General features: G+C 69.6%; 12 protein-coding genes. 6 read left to right on the top strand and 6 right to left on the bottom strand.

Annotated elements, in window-relative coordinates:
• The first annotated feature begins 28 nt into the window (after nucleotides 1-28).
• Nucleotides 29-1,555: a PucR family transcriptional regulator gene (locus tag RM1_RS15475; protein ID WP_072752631.1), complete on the top strand. Its 1,527-nt coding sequence runs from the start codon at nucleotides 29-31 to the stop codon at nucleotides 1,553-1,555.
• A gap of 3 nt (nucleotides 1,556-1,558) precedes the next feature.
• On the opposite strand, the gene RM1_RS15470 is transcribed toward RM1_RS15475, so the two are convergent.
• Nucleotides 1,559-4,705 (bottom strand): NAD-glutamate dehydrogenase domain-containing protein, encoded by a 3,147-nt coding sequence (locus RM1_RS15470; protein ID WP_072752537.1) that lies wholly within the window; start codon nucleotides 4,703-4,705, stop codon nucleotides 1,559-1,561.
• A 209-nt stretch (nucleotides 4,706-4,914) separates the two neighbouring features.
• Between RM1_RS15470 and RM1_RS15465 the strand changes: the two genes are divergently transcribed.
• Together RM1_RS15465 and RM1_RS15460 are read left to right on the top strand one after the other, a co-directional pair.
• Nucleotides 4,915-5,592 (top strand): TrmH family RNA methyltransferase, encoded by a 678-nt coding sequence (locus tag RM1_RS15465; protein WP_072752535.1) that lies wholly within the window; start codon nucleotides 4,915-4,917, stop codon nucleotides 5,590-5,592.
• A 34-nt stretch (nucleotides 5,593-5,626) separates the two neighbouring features.
• A complete protein-coding gene (locus tag RM1_RS15460; protein ID WP_072752533.1) occupies nucleotides 5,627-6,748 on the top strand; it encodes a glycoside hydrolase family 76 protein in 1,122 nt (373 codons plus the stop codon).
• Between the two features lie 22 nt (nucleotides 6,749-6,770).
• Here RM1_RS15460 and RM1_RS15455 read toward each other — a convergent pair whose 3' ends face one another.
• The gene (locus RM1_RS15455; protein WP_083576744.1) at nucleotides 6,771-8,630 is read right to left on the bottom strand and encodes a glycoside hydrolase family 15 protein; all 1,860 of its coding nucleotides are present in this window, start codon (nucleotides 8,628-8,630) and stop codon (nucleotides 6,771-6,773) included.
• A gap of 179 nt (nucleotides 8,631-8,809) precedes the next feature.
• Between RM1_RS15455 and RM1_RS15450 the strand changes: the two genes are divergently transcribed.
• Nucleotides 8,810-9,955, top strand: coding sequence for a GTP-binding protein (locus RM1_RS15450; RefSeq protein ID WP_072752529.1), 1,146 nt, complete (start codon nucleotides 8,810-8,812; stop codon nucleotides 9,953-9,955).
• A gap of 37 nt (nucleotides 9,956-9,992) precedes the next feature.
• On the opposite strand, the gene RM1_RS15445 is transcribed toward RM1_RS15450, so the two are convergent.
• From RM1_RS15445 to RM1_RS15435, 3 genes are all read right to left on the bottom strand, one after another.
• Complete coding sequence (locus RM1_RS15445) at nucleotides 9,993-11,507, bottom strand: alkaline phosphatase D family protein (RefSeq protein ID WP_072752527.1); 1,515 nt, start codon at nucleotides 11,505-11,507, stop codon at nucleotides 9,993-9,995.
• Nucleotides 11,508-11,632: 125 nt separating this feature from the next.
• Nucleotides 11,633-12,283, bottom strand: coding sequence for a DedA family protein (locus RM1_RS15440; protein WP_072752525.1), 651 nt, complete (start codon nucleotides 12,281-12,283; stop codon nucleotides 11,633-11,635).
• 3 nt (nucleotides 12,284-12,286) lie between these two features.
• Nucleotides 12,287-12,964 (bottom strand): DedA family protein, encoded by a 678-nt coding sequence (locus tag RM1_RS15435; RefSeq protein WP_072752629.1) that lies wholly within the window; start codon nucleotides 12,962-12,964, stop codon nucleotides 12,287-12,289.
• Between the two features lie 275 nt (nucleotides 12,965-13,239).
• Between RM1_RS15435 and fbaA the strand changes: the two genes are divergently transcribed.
• Nucleotides 13,240-14,277 (top strand): class II fructose-bisphosphate aldolase, encoded by a 1,038-nt coding sequence (gene fbaA, locus RM1_RS15430; protein ID WP_072752627.1) that lies wholly within the window; start codon nucleotides 13,240-13,242, stop codon nucleotides 14,275-14,277.
• An 82-nt stretch (nucleotides 14,278-14,359) separates the two neighbouring features.
• Here fbaA and RM1_RS15425 read toward each other — a convergent pair whose 3' ends face one another.
• Nucleotides 14,360-15,781 (bottom strand): Rv0361 family membrane protein, encoded by a 1,422-nt coding sequence (locus RM1_RS15425; RefSeq protein WP_072752523.1) that lies wholly within the window; start codon nucleotides 15,779-15,781, stop codon nucleotides 14,360-14,362.
• 81 nt (nucleotides 15,782-15,862) lie between these two features.
• Here RM1_RS15425 and RM1_RS15420 point away from each other — a divergent pair, with 81 nt between their 5' ends.
• A complete protein-coding gene (locus tag RM1_RS15420) occupies nucleotides 15,863-16,279 on the top strand; it encodes a DUF3151 domain-containing protein (RefSeq protein ID WP_027502544.1) in 417 nt (138 codons plus the stop codon).
• Nucleotides 16,280-16,314 lie beyond the last annotated feature (35 nt).

Below are 16,314 nucleotides of genomic sequence, written 5' to 3'. Positions count from 1 at the left end.
CAGAGCCGCCACAGTGCTGGAGTGTCAGATGAACCTTCCCGTCCGCTGGCTGTTGTCGCAGCCGGAGTTGGCACTCGAGCTCAGGGCTGGTGCTGCCGGACTCGGTCGAGAGATCACTTTTGTCTCGACCACCGAGCTGAGCGATCCATCGCAGTGGCTCACCGGCGGTGAGTTGATCCTGACCACCGGGATCGGGCTGCCAGAGGCCTCGGGTGATCGACGGCGTTACGTGCGAGAGCTCTCCGAAAGTGGTATTGCCGCACTGGGTTTCGGCACCGGTCTGTCGCACGCCGCGGTGCCGGAGGACTTGATCTCCGCGGCCGAGGAGTTCGCGCTCCCGTTGCTGGAGGTGCCGCTGCCGACCCCGTTCGCCGCCGTCGCCAAGAAGGTGATGGGCAGGCTCGCCGAGCAGGAGTACGAGGCCGTCCTGCGGGCGTCGCGGGCGCAGCCGCGGATGACCCGCGCCGCGATCCAGGGTGGGGCGGGCGCGACGATCCGCGAGCTGGCGGTGGCCTGCTCGGCGACCGTGCTGCTGCTCGACACCGGCGGGCGGGTGATCGAGGCCCACCCCGATGGCGTCGACCCGGCCGTGCTGACCGAGATCACGGGGTTGATCGCCGCCGGTTCCGGGTCCGCGGTGAGCAGCGCGGCGCTCGGCCGGGGTGGGGCCACCATCGCGGTGCAGACCATCGGCATCGGCGCGGTGGTCCACGGCCACCTGGCGGCCGTGAGCCCGACCGCCCTCAGTCACCTCGACCAGGTCCTGCTTGGTCATGCGAACTCGTTGCTGGCCTTGGATTTCGAGAAGCCACGCCGACTTCGGGCCGCGCAGAACCGGCTCAACAGCGAGGCGCTGGGCCTGCTGTTGTCCACGGAGCTGGACCTGGGCCCGGCGCGCGGCCAGGTCGGCCAGGCCGCCGACGACCGCGGGCTGCTGCGGGCGATGGTGGTCCTGTGTGAGACCGGGGACCTGGCGGAGCGGGTCGAGTCCGTCGTGGACGAGCGGTGTGGTGGCGCCGCCCGCCAGCTGTTCGCGCGCCGCGACGGTGCCCGGCTGACGGTGCTGCTGCGCGGCGGCGACGACATCGGTTTCGCGCTCAGGCTGTTCGAGGGGGTGCGTTCACCGGACCGCAAGGGGATGCGGGTCGGCCTCAGTGCCGCGCACCGGGTGGAGGAGCTGGCCGCGGCCGTCGAACAGGCCCGGCTGACCGCCTCGGCGGCCGAATTCGGCGGTCGCCCGATCGAATTCGCCACGCTCGCGGGCAGCGCGCTCCTGACCTTCCCGGATTCCCGCCGGGTGCTCGATGCCGTCGCGGACACGTTGCTCACGCCGCTGGCCGATCACGACGCTCGTCAGGGCACCGAGCTGCTCACCTCGCTGCGGGCGTACCTCGAGGCGAACGGGCACTGGGAATCGGCAGCGGCCACGCTTGGTGTGCACCGGCACACCCTGCGCAGCCGCATCGCACGGATCGAGACCATCCTCGGCTGCGACATGGACGTCGCCCGGGTGCGCGCCGAGTTGCTCCTCGCGATCATCTCCCGCGGGCGCTGACCGTCACCCCCGGACGGCCAGCGCGAGCTCGGCGTTGACGACGCAGCCCCTTGCCCCGTTCACGTGACCGCCGCGCCGCAGGTCGCCGACCAGGCTCACGAGGCGAGCGGAACCGGTCGGGTTGGCCGAGCGCCACCGATCGATCGCGTCCGTCGCCGACGCATCGGGGCCCGCGTCGCGCAGCACGATCGCGACCAGCGCGTGCCAGCGTTCGTAGAGGTCGTCCTCGATCGCGTCAGCCGCCATCGAGTCCCAATGGTCCGCGGATGCGTCGGCCGGAATCGCCTCGGCCAGCCAGTCGAGGCCGAAGGCCTGTCCGATCTCGCGGTACACCCGGCTGACGTAGGCGACCGGACGCCCGGACCGGTCCGTGGTCTCACCGAGCGCCGGTGCCTGGGACAGCTCGCGCAGCGACATGAGGCCCTCGTCGAGCCCGCCGCCCAGCGGCGGCAGGTCCGCGGCGAGCGCCGCCACCGTCGGGGTGAGTCGGGCGACCTCCGCTCGTGGATCGGCCGCCGGGTCGCGGTGCCGCAGCAGCCAGGACGTCGCCCGCTCGATGAGGTCCTGAACGCCGAACAGCAGCCCGAACCGCGCGTCCTGATCGATATCCGGCAGCGTCAGGATCCGGTGCCACAGGCGGTCGACGTCGAACGCCGCGCGCACCACCGAGTACGCGAGCACGATCTGCGGCGTGCTCGCGCCGAGCCGCTCCTCGAGCCGGTGGATGAATCCGGGACCGACCCGGTCGATGATCTCGTTGGCCAGGATCACCGCGACGATCTCGCGTGCCACCCGGTGCCTGCGCAGGCCCGCGCCGAGGCGGTCCCTGATCGGTCCGGGGAAGTAGTCGAGCAGCACGTCCGCGAACACCGGATCGTCGATCGAGGACGAGTCGAGGAGTTCGCTGCGGACCAGGTTCTTCGACATCGCCAGCAGCACCGCGATCTCCGGCCGCACCAGGCCGGTGCCCGCGCGCTGACGAGCGGCGAGCTCGGCGGCCGTCGGCAGCACCTCCATCGCCCGGTCCAGCGCGACCGACTGCTCGAGGTTCTCGATCAGGCGTTCGTGCTTGCTGAGCAGGAAGGAGGCGTTGGCCTCGGCGAGGCTGATGGCGAGCGACTGGCGGTCGCAGTCGGCGAGCACCGCCTCGGCGACGTCGTCCTCGAGCGCCGCGAGCACCGGATCGCGATCACCGGACGGCAGGTCGCCGGAGCGGACGGCGGCGTCGAGGGCGATCTTGAGGTTGACCTCCCGGTCGGAGGTGGCCACGCCCGCCGCGTTGTCGATGAAATCGGCGTTGACCTTGCCGCCCGCGAGCGCGAACTCCACGCGCGCACGCTGGGTCAGCCCGAGGTTGCCGCCCTCGCCGATCACGCGGCAGCGCAGCGTGGCCGCGTCCACCCGGACGGTGTCGTTCGCCGGATCGGCCGCGTCCGCGTTCGTGTCCGAGGATGCCTTCACGTAGGTGCCGATGCCGCCGTTCCACAGCAGGTCGACCTGGGCGCGCAGGATGGCCCTGATCACCTCGTGCGGCGGCAGCTCGGTCGCCTCGACGCCCAGCCTGCGGCGGGCCTGAGGGGACAGCGGCACCACCTTCGCGGTGCGCGGCCACACGCCCCCGCCCGGCGAGATGACGGTGCGGTCGTAGTCGTCCCAGCTGCTGTGCGGCAGCGCGGCGAGGCGTTCGCGTTCGCGGTACGACCGTTCCGGTTCCGGGTCGGGGTCGAGGAACACGTGGCGGTGGTCGAAGGCGGCGATCAATCGGAGCTGCCGGGACAGCAGCATCCCGTTGCCGAAGACGTCGCCCGACATGTCGCCGATGCCGACGACGGTGACGGGATCGGTGTCGACCGCCAGCCCGAGCTCTGCCAGGTGCCGGCGAACCGAGCCCCACGCTCCGCGCGCGGTGATGCCCATCCGCTTGTGGTCGTAGCCGCTCGACCCGCCGGAGGCGAACGCGTCGCCGAGCCAGAACCCGCGCTCGGTCGAGATGTCGTTGGCGAGGTCGGAGAACCGGGCGGTGCCCTTGTCCGCCGCCACCACCAGGTAGGGATCGGGGGTGTCGTGGACGACGGTGTCCGCGGGGTGCACGGTGCGGCCGTCGACGATGTTGTCGGTCACGTCGAGCAGCGCGCCGATGAAGTCGCGGTAGGCGCGCCGCACCTGTTCGGGGGTCGGGTCGGCGGCGCGGACGACGAAGGCGCCCTTGGCGCCCATGGGCACGATCAGCGAGTTCTTCACGGTCTGGGTCTTCATGAGGCCGAGCACCTCGGTGCGGAAGTCGTCGGGGCGGTCCGACCACCGCAGCCCGCCTCTGGAGATCGGGCCGCCGCGCAGGTGGCTGCCCTCGAGGCGTGGGCCGTGGACGAAGATCTCGCGAAACGGCGTCACCGCTGCCCGCACGGTCAGCAGGGAGGGATCGATCTTGAAGGCCGAGGGGCCGCCGCGCCGGGTCCCGTCCTGAAACCAGTTGGTCCGCAGGGTGGCGGTCACGAACGACCACAGGGCGCGCAGCAGGCGGTCCTCGCTGAGGGTCGAGGTCTCCGCGACGGAGCGGGTCAGCTCCGCGGTGGCCCGGTCCACGAGTACCTCCCGCGAGCCGACCGACGGATCGAGGCGGGCGTGGAAGAGAGCGACCAGGGCGCGGACGAACTCGGGCTGCGCGACGAGCAGATCGATGATCGTCGGTTCGGACAGCTCAAGACCGACCTGGCGCAGGTACCGGCTGGCTGCCCTGACCAGCACCGCATCGGTCCACGGCAGCTGCGCGGCTGCGACCAGTCGCAGGAAGCCGTCGACCTCGACCGTGCCGGTTGCGGTGGCGGTGAAGGCCAGCGACACCAGCTCCGCGGTGTCAGGAGTCCAAGGAAAATCGGTGGGGCAGAAGGTGAATCGGTGTTCGTCGGTGGCGGGGGACCGGTCGTTGTCGCGCACCAGTTCGTGGGCGGCGACACACAGGCCCATGTGAGCGAAGGTCTCCACCAGGTCGGCGAGCAGCGGGGCGCCGTCCGGCCAGGTCAGCGTGGCGATCAGCGCGCCGGAGCCGTCTCCGCCGGTGGGCGCGAAGCGCAGCGTGGCGGGTGGCGACGCCGGGTCGTCCGATCGGACGTCCGGGGCCTTCCGGCCGGTTACCGTCGCGACATTCCCCATCGATACTCCCTACTTCGTTGTAGATCGTGTGACGTGGACCAGTGTGTGGGAGGGAGACATGGGCCACATCCGCCAGAACGGCGTGCCGCCACCCGCCCGCCACGCCCTTTTGGAATCGCCCGGCCGACCGCACCGCCGGGCGCTCGAGGCCGCGGAGCCGACGGCTCCCGGGGGTCGGTGCACGTCAGACCGGGCGGCACAATGGTGTCGTGAGTGACGACAGCGTCGGCGACGCAGAGCCGGGCCCCACCGAGTGGGGCGAGCACCCCAACGGGGTGGGGCCATGGGACACCGAGCGGGACGGCCCGCTGCCGACCGATCCCCGCTACGACCCGGAGTTGCTCGCGCTCGGTGACCGCCGCAACGTGGTGGACGCGTACCGGTACTGGACCCGCGAGGCGATCGTCGCGGACATCGACAGCAGGCGGCATTCGTTCCACGTCGCGATCGAGAACTTCGGGCACGACTCGAACATCGGCACCGTGGTCCGCACCGCCAACGCCTTCGCCGCGGCCGCGGTACACATCGTCGGCAGGCGTCGCTGGAATCGCCGCGGGGCCATGGTGACGGACCGATATCAGCACATCGTCCACCACCCGGACGTGGAGACCCTGCTCGAATACGCGGCCCGCAGCGACCTGGCCGTTGTGGCCGTGGACAACACGCCTGGCTCGGTGCCGCTGGAGACGGCGAGCCTGCCGCGTGAGTGCATCCTCCTGTTCGGCCAGGAGGGCCCCGGCGTCACCGACCACGCGAAACGGTCGGCGGAGATGACCGTCTCGATCGCCCAGTTCGGATCGACCAGGAGCATCAACGCAGGGGTCGCCGCCGGCATCGCGATGCACGCGTGGATTCGCCAGCACGCCGACCTGGGGCGTGCCTGGTAGCGATTCGTCACATATGTAGGCAAGATCGTTTGTTATGCAGCATCAGTGGGCCGAGCGCGCCGACGCCGCCGAGGAAGCGATGGTCTCCCGGCACGTCCGCCGGTTGTGGGCCCTGCCCGGCACCGCCCTCGGCGTGGTGGCCTGGCCGCCGGTGCGTCGCGAACGGCTCTTCTTCAGCTGGCATTACTGGTGGCAGGCGCACCTGCTCGACTGCGTCGTGGATGCCGCGCTGCGGGATCCCACCCCCAAGCGCCGCCGTCGTATCACCAAAATTGCTCGGGCACATCGCGTCCGCAACATCGGGGGATGGACGAACAACTACTACGACGACATGGCCTGGCTCGGGATCGCCCTCGAGCGCGCGCAGCGACTGCACCACCTCGACTACAGGAACGCCATCCAGGACCTCGAATCCGAGCTCTTCGATGCGTGGGCCCCTGACCAGGGCGGCGGCATCCCGTGGTGCAAGAGGTCCAACTTCTACAACACCCCGGCGAACGGTCCAGCCGCGATCATGCTGGCCCGCACCGGGCGACTGTGGCGGGCGCAGGCCATCGCGGACTGGATGGACGAGAAACTCCGGGACCCGTTCACGGGCCTGATGTTCGACGGCATCCGGACCGACGGCCCGGACTCGGCAGGGGAACTCGACCGCGAGATCTACAGCTACTGCCAGGGCGTGGCGCTGGGGACCGAGACCGAGCTCGCGGTGCGGCTCGGGGCGCCCCGGCACCGGCACCGGGTGCACGCGCTGGTCGAGGCCATCGACAAGCGGCTCACCGAGGACGGCCTGATCGTCGGCGGCGGGGGAGGGGACGGCGGTCTGTTCAACGGGATCCTCGCGCGCTACCTGGCGCTGGTCGCCGCCGAGTTGCCGGGCGATCGCGCGGCGGACGTGCGGGCCCGCCGGACCGCGGCGCAGATCGTGCTGGACTCCGCGGAGGTCGCGTGGGAGAACCGCCTCCAGGTCGAGGGGCTGCCCCTGTTCGGACGGGACTGGACGGCGCCTGCTCACCTGCCAGGGCTCGGCGACGGGATCGCCACCTTCACCGGCGGCACCGTGCGGTCCTCCGACATCGCCGAGCGCGATTTCTCGGTGCAGCTCGGCGGCTGGATGCTGATGGAGGCCGCGTACGTGGCGTCGGGAGCGCTCTAGTCCTCGGCCTCAGCCCCCGGCCTCAGCCCCCGGCCTTGATCACGCTGGTGACGGCATCGATGAGCGCGAGGTGGGTGAACGCCTGCGGGAAGTTGCCCAGATGCCTGCCGCTGGAGGACTCGATCTCCTCGGCGTAGAGATGCAGGGGGCTGGCGAACGAGAGCAGCTTCTCGCACAGCATCCGCGCCCGGTCGACCTCGCCGATCAGGGCGAGGGCGGACACCAGCCAGAACGAGCAGATCGTGAACGTGCCCTCCACTCCCGAGAGGCCGTCGTCGGTCTCCTCAGTCCGGTAGCGCAGGACCAGCCCGTCGGCGGTCAGCTCGTCGGCGATCGCCAGCACCGTTGCACGGACCCGATCATCGTCCGGGGGAAGGAAACCCATGATCGGGATCAGCAGGGTGGCGGCGTCGAGCGCGGTGGTGTCGTAGTGCTGTACGAACACGCCCCGGTCGTCGACCCCGTTGGCGCAGACGTCGGCGTGGATCTCGTCGGCTGCCTGCCGCCACCTCTGCGCGAGCTCGGTCTGGCCGCGGTCCGCGGCCATGATCGCGCCTCGGTCGGCCGCAACCCAGCACATGACCTTCGAGGCCGTGAAGTGGCGGGGCTCGCCGCGCACCTCCCAGATCCCTCGATCCGGCTTGGGGTAGACGTCGATCGCGCCGTCGACCAGCTGGGTGACCAGGGCCCACGCGGGAGGGCCGAGCTGGCTGGCGTGCTTGACGTGGGTCGCGACCGACTCGATCAACATTCCCCACATGTCGTGCTGGCGCTGATTCCATGCGCCGTTGCCGACCCGGACCGGGCGGGCGCCGTCATAGCCGGCCAGATGGTCGAGGGTGCGTTCGGTCAGGTCTCGTTCGCCGTCGAGGCCGTACATGATCTGCAGCGGTCCGCTCGCCACCGCGTCGATCAGGAACGCGAAGTACTCGAAGGCCACCCAGTCGTAGCCGAGCTCGAACAGGGCACGGAGCATGAAGGCCGAGTCGCGCACCCAGGTGTACCGGTAGTCCCAGTTCCGTTCGCCACCAGGGGTTTCCGGAAGCGAGGTGGTCGCGGCGGCCATCAGCGCGCCCGACGGTGCGTAGGTCAGCCCCTTGAGGGTGAGGGCGCTGCGCTCGAGGTGCGGACGCCACCGGTGGTCGGGGAAGTTGCCCTTCCTGATCCAGTCGCGCCACATCCGGTCGGTGCCGTCGAGGAGCTCGGTGGCCTCGCCGACACTCGCGACTGAATGACCGTCCCAGCAGAGGGCGACGAAAGCGGTTTCCCCCGCGGACAATTCGGTCCTGGCTCCCGCCCTCGCAGCGCCGAAGGTGAGCCGGAGGTTGCTCGTCAGCGTCAGCGTGAGCTCCCCGGCGGAGCAGGTGGCGCTCTCGTAACCCTCGCCTGCGTACGCCCACGAGCCGGTCGACCTGCCGTACTCGAAGAGCGGCATGCAGTTGACGGTGATCTCGACGCTGCCCTCGATGCACGCGGCGGTGCGCACCAGCATGTCCTGCGCCACGTGGTCGGCGGGCGGCCGCCGGTACTCGTCCGACCGGGTGGTGCCGTTCCACGGGCCCATCACCAGCGCGTCCCGCACCACCAGGGTTCCCGTCGGCAGGCACCAGGTCGTCTCGAGGACCATCGATCCCGGTAGGTACCGGCGCTGCGAGGGCACCTGGGCGTGCGTGGGGCCGAGTTGGAAGGAGCCGGCCGACCGGTCCAGCAGTGCGCCGAACACGCTGGGCGAGTCGGGCCGGGGAATGCACATCCACTCCACCGATCCGTCCGGCGCGACCAGGGCCGACGTCTGGCAGTCGGACAGGAAGGCGTAATCGGCGATCGGGGGGAACTCGGACATGACCGCCGTCCTTCGTCTCGTGTCCTGTGGTGCACCCATGCCCTGTGAAGGTACGCCGGAGCTCGGCGAGCGTGCGTGATTTGTCTCTACCACCCCGCTGAGGGACGCCTCCAACGCGGAACTCGTCCGATGGGCCGTCGACGCCTTCAATGCCAAGACTCGGGTGGCGGGCATCGCGCGAAGTCGCTAAATAAAACGATAACCATTATCGTTAGTGGATGACCTCAGCCCCGACAAAGAAACTGCCCGTCACGGTCCTGTCCGGATTCCTCGGTGCGGGAAAGACCACCCTGCTCAACCACGTGCTCGCCAACCGCGACGGGCGCCGCGTCGCGGTGATCGTCAACGACATGAGCGAGGTCAACATCGATGCCGCCCTGGTCGCCGGCCAGGGGCACCTCGACCGGACCGAGGAGAGGCTGGTCGAGCTGACCAACGGCTGCATCTGCTGCACCCTGCGAGAGGACCTCATCGAGGCGGTCGGGGAACTGGCCAGGGACGGTCGGTTCGACCAGCTCATCATCGAATCGACCGGCATCTCCGAGCCGATGCCGGTCGCCGCGACCTTCGACTGGGAGTTCGAGGACGGGTTCAGCCTCGGCCAGATCGCGCAGCTCGACACGATGGTCACCGTCGTCGACGCCTCGACCTTCCTCGGTGAGCTCACCCGCGGTCAGCGCCTCGCCGACCGCGGCGAGGTCGCAGGGGACGGCGACGAGCGCACCATCTCGGACCTGCTCGTCGACCAGGTCGAGTTCGCCGACGTCCTGCTGCTCACCAAGACCGACCTCGTCAGCGAGAAGGGCGCCGGGACCGTGGAGGCCACGCTGCGCAGGCTGAACCCGTCCGCGCGACTGCTGCGCACGGTGGCGGGCGTCGTCGACCTCGACGAGGTCCTCGAGACCGGGCTCTACGACCCCGAGCTCGCCGCCCGGGCGCCCGGCTGGGAGGACGAGCTCGCCGGTGGGCACACGCCGGAGACCGAGGAATACGGCATCCGTAGCGTCACCTACCGGGCCGACCGGCCGTTCCACCCGGCACGACTCGAGGTCGCACTCGCCGAGCTGAAGGGGGTGCTGCGCAGCAAGGGGTTCTGCTGGATCGCCAGCAGACCCGAGGTCGCGGCGATCTGGTCGCAGGCGGGGCCGAACCTGACGATCGAGCCCGCGCAGCTGTGGTCGAGCACCGAGGTGCCGCGGGCGCAGGAGCTCGTGTTCATCGGTGTCCGCCTGGACGTGCACGCGCCGAAGCGGATCCTCGACGCCGCCCTGCTGACCGAGGACGAGGTGGCTGCCGGTGCGCGAGCGTGGGTCGGCTACCCGGATCCGTTGCCCGCCTGGGAACTCGGCGGTCACGAGCACTGAGTGGCTGCGCCGCAGCCACATTGCGGTCAGTGCACGCCTAGGGGAGGAGCATCGTCCGCTCGAAGGCGGCGCCGCCCTCGTCGTCGACGAAGACGAGCTTCACCGAGTCCGCGTGCGGATCGAAGGTCAGGAACGGCACGTGCGGGGTCCCGCTCTTCCACACGAACTGCCGGTCGGGAAGGAGCATCCATCCGGGGTTGGTGTTGCCGGACGTGCAGCAGATTTCCCACATCTGCCCGGCGAGCGACCCGTCGTCGGCGGGCAGCTCCATCTGGCCCGCGTAACACATGTGGATGTCGCCGGTGACCCACAGGACCTTGCGGATGTTCTTCTCGTTGATGAAGGCCTTCACCCGGTCGCGCTGGTCGCTGTACCCCTCCCAGCGGTCCTCCTTCGACGGGAGGTGGTTGACCCGTGCGAAGGGCACGGAGGTGACGACGCATTTGAAGTGGCAGGGCGACTGCTCGAGGCGCTGCAGGAGAAAGTCGAGTTGAGGCTGGCTCATCATGCGCTCGGCGGTCCGCTCCTGGCGGCAGTCCAGGATGATGAATTCGACAGTGTTTCCCCAACGGAACGTGCGCCACAGCGGCGTCTGCTCGGGGTCGTCGGCTTCGAGTGCCTGCACGCGGTAATAGGCGCGCTTGGCGTTGTCGATCTTCTGCCGCTCCGCGGGGTTGCTGGTCCAGGGAACAACCGTGCCGCTGTCGGTGACCTCGTGATCATCCCAGGTGGCGTAGATCCCCGCACGCGGGAAGAGGTCGCGATAGCCGCCGGCGTGATACGCCCCCCATCCGGCGAGGTAGCCCTCGTACGTGCCGCCGTTGGCGTACACCAGGTCCATGTAGCCCTGGTCGCCGAGCGTGATGAAGGCGTCGAAATCGCGTTCGGCGGCCTTGCTGAGCAGGGGCCAGTGGAAGGGGGTGAGGCTGAGCGGGTTCGCGTAGTCGGGTAGGAGGGTGCCCTGTCCGACGCAGGAGCTGACGCCGACCGTGACGGGCTCGAGGCTGCCTTCGGCGAGCGCGGTGCGTGCGCTTCCGATGAGTGAGCGAATGGTCGCAGTCTCGGCCTCCCCGTCGAAAAGGCCGTAGGAGTACCAGGTCCCGGCCTCCAGGTTGTCGACCTTGGTCTTCGAGAAGCCGTCCGCATCCGGGATCACGTCCGACTCGAACGCGACCTCGACCGTTTTCGGCGTCGCGCCCGCCCGCCAGACGACCAGGCGCTTGGGCGCCTTGTCGGCCATGTAGCACGCGACGACGAATGACGTCGATCGCATGTCCCCCGCGATCACGGTGCGCGGGAAGACCGTTGTCGATTCGGGTACGGTCTCGGGCTCCCAGCGCCGCACGGTGACGGGGGACGAGGAGAGGTGGGGCGATCCGCTCGTGCCGGCACCTTCTCCTCCGGCCGGTCCCTCGCCGGGCCTCGTGTCGAGTACGGAGGCATTGGCTTCGGCGCAGCCCGCGGCGAGTGCCGGGACGCCGATGGCGAGTGTCTTCAGGAACTTTCGGCGAGCAAGCTCCGGTGGGAAGACGGGGGCGGAGTCGTCATTCACGGGCCGAGCATCGAACGATTCCTTCGACAACGGGGAGTCCACCTTGAGCGTGAGAAAGGTACCGATTGGTCGGTGGAGAACCTATACGCATCCGGTCGCTGTCGCAGTGCAATGAGGTCTGAATGTCAGTCGACGGTGTAGTCCACGGGTGGCTTCGCCATCTCCTGCCGGTAGTGCCGGATGCCGAGCACGGTGCCGACGATCAGGCAAACCACCATCACCGCGAGCACCGCGGGCATCAGCCACGGCACGCGCTTGAGGAACTCGCCCGCGTAGAAGCCGATCAGCAGCAGCACCGGCGCCCACGCAAGCGCACCAAGGCTGCTGGCCACCGTGTACATGCGGTGGTTCATCCCGGCCGCGCCCGCGACCAGCGGGCACAGGGTGCGGACGAACGGGATCCAGCGGGCCACCAGCACCGACATGAAGCCGTGCCGGTCCAGCAGGACATTGACCTTGTGCAGGTTCTCGGCCGTCACGTAGCGGCCGCCGCGGCGAGCCACCAGATGGTGGCCGGTACGCATACCGATCCGGTAGCCGACCTGGTTGCCCGCGATGGCGGCGACGGCGGCACCGGCGGACAGCGCCCACACGTGGACGGAACCCGAGGAATGGCCGGCGAGCACGATGCCCGCCGTGATCAGCAGCGAGTCACCGGGCAGGAACAGCCCGATGATGACGGCGCACTCGAGGAAGACGAAGGCGAGGACTATCAGCCACACCACCGCCGGTCCGGCGGTTTCAAGTGGCGCAAAACTGCCGGCGGCGAGCGTCATCGGCTACGGCGTCGGGTCGTCTTGGGCCACGGGGACCTCCTGCGCTGTCACCACGGCCGGTTCCCGGCGCGAGGCCAGCACCTTCTTGGAAACCGCGACGATGCCCGGCAGGATCGAGATGAAGACGATGAGCAGGAAGATGGCCTCGACGTGGTCGCGGATGAAGGCCACATTGCCGAGGAAGTAGCCGAGGATGGTGACGCCACCGCCCCACAGGATGCCGCCGACGATGTCGTAGCCGAGGAAGGTGCGGTAGTTCATCTTCGAGACGCCCGCGATCACGGGGGTGAAGGTGCGCACGATCGGTACGAAACGGGCCAGGATGATCGTCTTCGGCCCGTGCTTCTCGAAGAAGGCGTGCGACTCGGTCACGTACTCCTTCTTGAAGAAGCGCGAGTCCTCCTTCTTGAACAGCGCGGGGCCGATCTTGCGACCGATCCAGTACGCGGTCTGGTCGCCGAGGATCGCGATCACCGGCACGGCGACCATCAACACCCAGATGTTGACCGGCGGGTTCGGCTGGGCGGCGAGCAGGCCACCGGTGAACAGCAGCGAATCACCAGGGAGGAGCGGGAACAGCAGGCCCGTCTCGATGAAGACGATGGCGAGGATCGCCGGCAGCACCAGGTTCTTGAGCCAGGACTCCGTCAGCAGATACATCGGGTCCATCCACTGGGGCATCAGGGCTAGGTTGGTCACGGACTCCGAGGCTGCCTGCACAATCACGCGGCCCAGAGTACCGGCGATCGGCGTGTGCCCGCCCGCCCGCGCCCCGCGGCCGGTCGGCGAACGTGGCGACGCACGCCGCCGTGGCGGTAATCGTGAGGTCGTCGGGGGACGGTGAGGGTCAGGAGTTGGAGGGGACCCCCGGCGGCGTTTGCAATACTGCATGTACCCCCGGCGCCCCTGACATCAAGGGACGCGCCCCCTCGACTCTTTATATGGAGGTCAGTTCCGTGCCGATCGCAACTCCCGAGGTCTACGCCGAGATGATCGGTCGGGCCAAGGAGCACTCCTTTGCCTTCCCCGCCATCAACTGCACCTCCTCCGAGACCATCAACGCCGCCATCAAGGGCTTCGCGGACGCAGGCAGTGACGGGATCATCCAGTTCTCGACCGGCGGCGCGGAGTTCGGTTCCGGCCTCGGCGTCAAGGACATGGTCACCGGTGCCGTCGCGCTCGCCGAGTTCGCGCACGTCATCGCCGCGAAGTACGACGTGACCATCGCGCTGCACACCGACCACTGCCCGAAGGACAAGCTGGACGGCTTCGTGCGGCCGCTGCTCGCGATCTCGCAGGAGCGCGTCAACGCCGGCCAGAACCCGCTGTTCCAGTCGCACATGTGGGACGGCTCGGCCATCCCGATCGACGAGAACCTGGAGATCGCCAAGGAGCTGCTCAAGCTCTCGGCGGCCGCGAAGATCATCCTCGAGGTGGAGATCGGCGTCGTCGGCGGCGAAGAGGACGGCGTCGAGGCCGAGATCAACGACAAGCTCTACACCTCCAGCGAGGACTTCGAGAAGACCGTCGACGCGCTCGGCGTCGGCGAGAACGGCAAGTACCTGCTGGCCGCCACCTTCGGCAACGTGCACGGCGTCTACAAGCCGGGCAACGTCAAGCTCAAGCCCGCCGTGCTCGAGGAGGGCCAGAAGGTCGCCGCCGCGAAGCTCGGCCTGGCCGCCGGCTCGCAGCCGTTCGACTTCGTCTTCCACGGCGGCTCGGGCTCGCTGAAGTCGGAGATCGAGGACTCGCTGAACTTCGGCGTCGTGAAGATGAACGTCGACACCGACACCCAGTACGCGTTCACCCGCCCGATCGCCGGACACCTCTTCTCCAACTACGACGGTGTCCTCAAGATCGACGGCGAGGTCGGCAACAAGAAGGTCTACGACCCGCGCAGCTACCTGAAGAAGGCCGAGGCAGGCATGGCCGCCCGCGTCATCGAGGCCTGCAACGACCTCAAGTCGGCCGGGCGCTCCGTCTCCGGCAGCTAGTTCGCTCGCACGAAAGTGCAGCTACCGGCGCGGCCTCTCGGCCGATGCCCCGGTAGCTGCACTTTCGTCGTTTCGGGCCGGGTCAGCAGACCTTCCATGCGTCGCCGTCGCGCTGCAGGTTGAACGAGCGCGCCGAGCTCTCGCTCGGGGCCGCGCCGGTGTGGACGGTGGCCTGCGCGATCGCGGTGTCGTCGGTGATGGAGACCGTGTCGATGCTCTCGACGACCGGGATCGACTGCTGGTCGACCGCCACCCGGTACACGTCGGCGAACTCGGCGTCGGGGATCTGTGCGTAGTAGGTCGCCAGATCGCCGCAGGAGATCGTCCGCAGGGTCGCGAGGTCACCGTCTTCGATGGCGTCGACGAAGGTGTTGATCGCGGTCTGGACCCGGTCCTTATCCGAGTCCCCGCTGACCTTCGAGGTGAGCAGGTAGGCCCCGCCCGCCGCGGCGGCCAGCACGACGCCGACCGTGACGACGATCGGCCACCGCTTCTTGCCGGTCGCTGCGGGTTCCTGGGCGGGGATCTTCGCGGGGGCCGCGACCGGAGGGGCAGGACGCGGGGCGGCGGCCGCGGGAGCGGCACCGGCGGGCGGCCGGACCGTCGGTGCAGGTCGGCCGGGACCGACCTTCGCTGGCGCGGCCTTGGGTCGCGAGACCTGGGTCGGGGGCACCACGGCAGCGGGCCGCGCGGGCGGCGGCGTGACCTTCGGGAGGGCGACGGTGGCATCGTCCGGGGCCGCGGGTGGCGGTGTGACCTTCGGGAGGGCGACCGTGGCGTCCTCGGGGGTCGCGGGGGCGTCGGCGGGCACTGCCGGGGCGCCTGCGGGCACGACCTTTCGCGGTGCTGCAGTCGGCGCCTGCGGCTTCCATGCCGCGCCGGACCTCTCCACCGGGATGGTGACCGCGGCGGGTTCGTCGTCCGTGTCCGTGTCCGTGTCCGTGTCCGTGTCCGTCGGCTCGGACTCGGCGGGTGCGTCGGCCGCCTCGGACACCGTCTCGGCGGCGGCCTCGGGTCCCGCCTGCGCGGATTCGGGCTGGGGCTCGGGCTCGGCGTCGGACTTGTCGTCGGGCGCGGGCTCGGCGTGGGACTCGGACTCCGACTTGGGCTCCGACTCGGGCTCCGACGCCGGCTCGGGCTCGGACTCGGTTTCGGGCTCCTGCTCGGCTTCGGTCACGCTCTCGACCGGCGCGGGGTCCTCGTCTTTCTCCGCCTGCTCCGCCGACTCGGATGCGTCCGTGTCCGGTGCGTCGACGGCGGGATCCGCGTCCGCCGCGGGCTCGTCCGCCTCGGCATCGGCATCGGCATCGGCAGCGACGTCGGGTTCGACGACGGAGGTCTCGGCCTCGCTGGTCTCCCGCACGTCGGCGTCCGCCGCTTCCGGCGTTGTCACCGAGGTGTTTCCGGTGTTCTCCGCATCCGCGCCGCTCGCTGCCCGGTCGCTGCCGGGTTCCGCGCTCTGGGCGGCAGAGTCCTTGGGTTCCGAGTTCTTGGGGTCCGACACGTCCGCCCTCTCGTTCGACAATCCTCTTCGTGACTGTGGGCAGCCTATCGAGCGACCGGTGGCCGGGGCACAATGGTCGGCATGACCTCTTTCGGTGACCTGCTCGGCCCCCAGCCCACCCTGCTGCCAGGAGACGACGACGCGGAGTCCGAACTCCTGAACAAGGCGGATCCCAAGCAGGTTGCGGCCGACCATCCGACGGCATCCATCGCGTGGGCCTACCTGGCCGAGGCCGCACTGGCCGACGATCAGACGATCACCGCCTACGCGTACGCGCGCACCGGCTACCACCGCGGGCTCGACCAGCTGCGACGCAACGGCTGGAAGGGCTTCGGTCCGGTGCCGTACAGCCACGAGCCGAACCGCGGGTTCCTGCGCTGCGTCGCGGTACTGGCCAAGGCTGCCGACGCGATCGGTGAATCCAACGAGCACGCCCGCTGCCTTGACCTGCTCGAGGACTGCGACCCCAGGGCCGCCGAAGCACTTGGCCTCGGCTAGCCCTCAGCTCTTCACCGCCGACCGGGGCCGCGCCC

This window comes from Rhodococcus maanshanensis NBRC 100610, from assembly GCF_001894865.1.
Classification (GTDB): Bacteria; Actinomycetota; Actinomycetes; order Mycobacteriales; family Mycobacteriaceae; genus Rhodococcus_G; species Rhodococcus_G maanshanensis.
This window is presented reverse-complemented; position numbering and strand designations above follow the sequence as displayed.